This is a genomic window from Glutamicibacter sp. BSL13 (assembly GCF_052928425.1).
Genome location: NZ_JAVGCZ010000158.1, coordinates 1 through 3,982 on the forward strand (window position 1 = coordinate 1; position 3,982 = coordinate 3,982).

General features: G+C 69.4%; 3 protein-coding genes and 1 pseudogene. 2 read left to right on the forward strand and 2 right to left on the reverse strand.

Annotated elements, in window-relative coordinates:
* Window positions 1–330, reverse strand: a 330-nt coding sequence (locus tag RCJ92_RS15215) for a DNA-binding protein (protein WP_446755033.1), incomplete at its 3' end; no start/stop codon positions are given.
* An 86-nt stretch (window positions 331–416) separates the two neighbouring features.
* Between RCJ92_RS15215 and RCJ92_RS15220 the strand changes: the two genes are divergently transcribed.
* Both RCJ92_RS15220 and RCJ92_RS15225 read left to right on the forward strand, forming a co-directional pair.
* Entirely contained in the window at window positions 417–2,411 is a 1,995-nt protein-coding gene (locus tag RCJ92_RS15220) for a VWA domain-containing protein (RefSeq protein ID WP_446755034.1), read from the forward strand.
* Window positions 2,408–3,661, forward strand: coding sequence for a hypothetical protein (locus RCJ92_RS15225; protein ID WP_446755035.1), 1,254 nt, complete (start codon window positions 2,408–2,410; stop codon window positions 3,659–3,661). Before RCJ92_RS15220 ends, RCJ92_RS15225 begins: the two co-directional genes overlap by 4 nt.
* Window positions 3,662–3,668: 7 nt before the next feature.
* Here RCJ92_RS15225 and RCJ92_RS15230 read toward each other — a convergent pair.
* Window positions 3,669–3,982, reverse strand: a pseudogene (locus RCJ92_RS15230) (hypothetical protein); the annotation flags it as partial.

Sequence of the window (3,982 nt, forward strand, 5' to 3'; positions counted from 1 at the left end):
GTAGTCCAGGGCCCCGGCGCGCCCGGCGCCGGTGCGCGGGGTCTCGGAGTGGGTGGCGGTGACCGCGTCGGCGGCCTGCACCTCGCGCAGCACCGCCTGCCGGTCCGGCTCGCCCAGCCGCGCCTCGAGCATCAGCAGCCGCCCGTAGACCGCCGGGTTGCCGATCTTGATGCGCCGGGCGCCGATCAGCTGGGAGAGCATCGGCGCGCTGATGCCCAGCACGGCGGCCAGGGAACGCTGGGACAACCCGTAATCCTTCATCACCGCGCCGAAACGTTCGGCCAGGGACGTGCCATAGATGGCCCGTTGCTGTTCGATGGTGTTGTCCATGGAAATAGTTTCCCACGGACGTTTGCATTTGCAAACGCATGAGCTATATTTGCTTTTGCAAACACTCGCAACGGAAGGATCGAGAGATGCCCCGCTATCTGACCCGCCTCGTGGCGCTGCTGGCCACCGGGCTGCTCTGCGCGGCACCCCTGGCCGCCGCGCAGGCCGATGAGCCCCCGGCCGCCGAACTGCAGCCGGTCATGGTGGTCATGGACTACTCCAGCTCCATGCTGGCCAAGGACGCGGACGGGAAGGGCACCACCCGCATCGACGCCGCGAAGAAGGCCACCAAGCACCTGATCAACAACGCACCCCAGGACGCGTCGATGGGCCTGGTCGTCTACGGCTCCAAGACCCCGAAGAAGTGCGATGACATCACCACCGTGCAGAAACCGGGCCCGGTGGACAAGAAGGAGCTGGCCGGCAAGCTGGACGGGCTGAAGGCCGTGGGCGAAACTCCGATCGGGGCCTCGCTGCTGCACGCGGCCAAGGAGCTGCAGCAGGTCCAGGGCCCCAAGTCGATCATCCTGGTCTCCGACGGCGAGGAGAACTGCTTCGAGCCCCCGGCCTGTGACGCGGCGAAGGACCTGGCCGGGCAGGGCATCGACCTGACCGTGCACACCATCGGCTTCAAGGTGAACTCCAAGGCCCGGGCCGAGCTGGAATGCATCGCCAAGACCACCGGTGGCAGCTACGTCACCGCCCAGGACGCCGACTCGCTGCAGCAGGAGCTGACGGTGCGCACCCTGCGCGCCTTCGCCGGCTACACCCCGGCCGGCACCCCGATTCAGGGCGCCACCCAGATGCATGAGGCCCCCACCATGGTTCCCGGCCAGTACCTGGACACCCTGGAGCGCGGGGAAACCGAGAGCTGGGTCAGCAAGGACGGCACCACCAAGTACTACAAGATCGGTCCGCTCAAGCCCGGCGAGCGCGCCCACTTCTCCGCCACCATGATCCCGGACCAGACCTACGACCACGCCACCGTGGCCTCCGGCCGGGTGCGGGTGCAGCTGGTCAACGGGCAGGGGCGCGAGTGCACCTCCGCGCAGAGCGCCAACTCCAACACCAGTGAGCTCGGCCGCCCGATGAGCGGCTACGTCAACAGCCCCGAGTACCGCCAGGACGCCTCCACCGGCTGCTTCGCCGACGGCACCGGCGAACTGTTCGCCAAGGTGACCCGCGACGGGGAACTGCAAAAGGACGCCCCCATGGACGTGGAGCTGCTTTACGTGCTGGAACCGGCTGTGGACGCCACACTGCTGGGCGCCGAGGCGCGCCAGGCCGATGAACCCAGCTCCGTCACCGTGACCGGGCAGGCGGACCCGGTGCTGGGCGGCTCCAGCTTCAACGACGCGCTGCCCATCGAGTCCGGGAAGATCTATGCCGACTCCGCGCTGACCAGCGAGGGACGCTACTACAAGGTGCACGTGGGCAACGGGCAGAAGCTGAACCTGCGCGCCACCGGCGGGAACAACACCGAAGCGGGCACCAACAAGGTGGGCGTCGCGGTGTACTCGGCGGTGCGCGAGCAGGTGCAGATGGTGGGGGAAAATTCCCTGTACCGCTCCAAGACGAACTCCACGGCGACCTTGAACATGCGCACCGCGGTCGACCAGTCCAACCGTTCCGGTTCGATCGGCAAGGACGCCTACCTGGGCGGGGACTACTACGTGGTGGTGTATTCCGACACCTGGCAGCAGAAGTCCAATGCGGTGCCCTTCGAATACGAGCTGGCCGTGGAGGTCACCGGCACCGAGCAGCCCTTCCCGGGCGCCGCGCCGATCTTCGAGGGCGAACCGGCCGGCGAACCGGACACCGACCAGGATGCCGGGCAGGCTTCAGCCGAACCGGCCCCCGCCGAACAGCAGCAGGATCAGCCGGAGCCCAGCCAGCAGCCGCAGGCCACCGGGCAGGCAGGCCCTTCCAGCGGCCCGCTGTGGCCCTGGTTCACCGCCGGGCTGCTGATCACCGCGGCCGTGCTGGCTGCCGGCAGCTTCCTGCAGCGCCACCGCGCCACGGCGGTCGTGGAACCGGCGACCACCCAGATCCAGAACAACGAGCCGAAGGGACGGCCATGAGGAAGCTTGTACTGAGCACGGCGCTGGGCCTGGCCCTGGTGGCCCAGGGCGCCACCGCCGCGGTGGCCGAGCAGAGCCCGGAGAGCAAGATCCTGGCGCACCAGCCGGTGGGCGCCGATATCACCGGCTCGGATTCCATGGATTCGGCGCCCCGGCTGGAGGCGGGCGCCCATCAGGACCGCCTGCCGGTCACCGGTGAGGAGCAGGCCCGCTACTACAAGCTGCCCGACATCCAGGACGGCGAGCGCCTGACGGTCAGCGGCCAGCCGATCGTGGACATGATGGGCGAACCCACCAGCCGCGAATCGATGCGCTTGCGCGCCGAGCTGCTTGATTCGCAGGGGCGCGCCTGCGCCGGCAACTCGAACGCTTCGATCTCCCGCAGCAATTCCACCCCGCTGCCGGTCCTGCACCTGCAGACCACGGCGAAGGACACCTACTCCACCTGCTTCTCCAGCGAGGATGACACGGTGTACCTGAAGCTGCAGCGCACCGGGCAGTGGCAGGCGCAGGACGAGGTGCCGGTGGAGCTGCGGGTCAGCGTCGAACCGGCGGTGGATCCGACCTCGCTGTCCGGGGTGATGCCCGAACAGCAGCCCCCGGTCTCGGTGAGCCTGAGCGGGGAGCCGAGCCCGGTGTCCGGCGGCAGCGGTTTCGCCACCGCCACCGAGCTTTCCGCCGGCACGATCTCCGCCGATTCGGTGCTGCCCTACGAGGTCAAGTACTACAAGGTGCACATTTCGGAGGGTCAGCGGCTGAGCTACCGGTTGAGCGTGCAGCCCTCCGAGAACGCCAGCGCCTCCGGGCTGGCCACCGGCACCTATTCCCCCCTGCTGGCTCCGGACGTGGCCGGCACGAGCTGGGACAAGCTCTCCCGGGAGGATGTGGGCGCCTCGGTCACCCGCAGCACGCTCAGCGAGGTCTCCCGCGACCTGGTGGACGGCTACGGGGGAAGGTTCGGCCTGCGGGTGCCCGGCGACTACTACATCGCGGTGGCCGGCACCGCTAATGACCCGCGTGGACTGAATCCGCTGAACTATTCGCTGGCCGTTGAGGTCAGCGGGGAGGCGAAGAACACCGGCGCCTGGGAGCCGGACATCGGCGAGCAGGGCCAGGCCCTGGCCGCAGGGGATGCCGGTTCCTCCTCCTGGCTGCCCAGCGGCGCCCAGCTCGGCGCATTCCTGGGCGGGGCGGCGGTGGCGCTGGCCGGCTTTGCCGGGCTGTGGCTGCTGCGCCGCAAACGCGCCTAGCGCGCCCCTAGGGGGACGGGGACATCGGGTGCCATCGGTACCCGGTGTCCCCTTCTTCGCAGCGCAGCTGCTCATCATCCAGCCCGCGCACCTTCAGCCCGGCCTCCAGAACGGTGCACTGCTCCCCGGCCTGCACATTGGAGCTGATCTCCACCCCCGGGTCGCTGGCCGACGGCTTGCTGGCCGGAGTGCTGGGCGCACTGGCCGGGGTGCTGGGCGCTGCGGACGCCGTGCCGGGCTCGGGGCCGGGTGTCTGCTGCTGCGGTGCCGGGTCCGCACTGCCCTGCCCCGCGTCCTGTCCCGCCCCCTGGTCCGTCCCGA

Excerpts from the sequence above, each read along its gene's own strand:
- RCJ92_RS15220 (WP_446755034.1), top strand. The coding sequence starts at position 417 with ATGCCCCGCTATCTGACCCGCCTCGTGGCGCTGCTGGCCACCGGGCTG.
- RCJ92_RS15225 (WP_446755035.1), top strand. The coding sequence starts at position 2,408 with ATGAGGAAGCTTGTACTGAGCACGGCGCTGGGCCTGGCCCTGGTGGCC.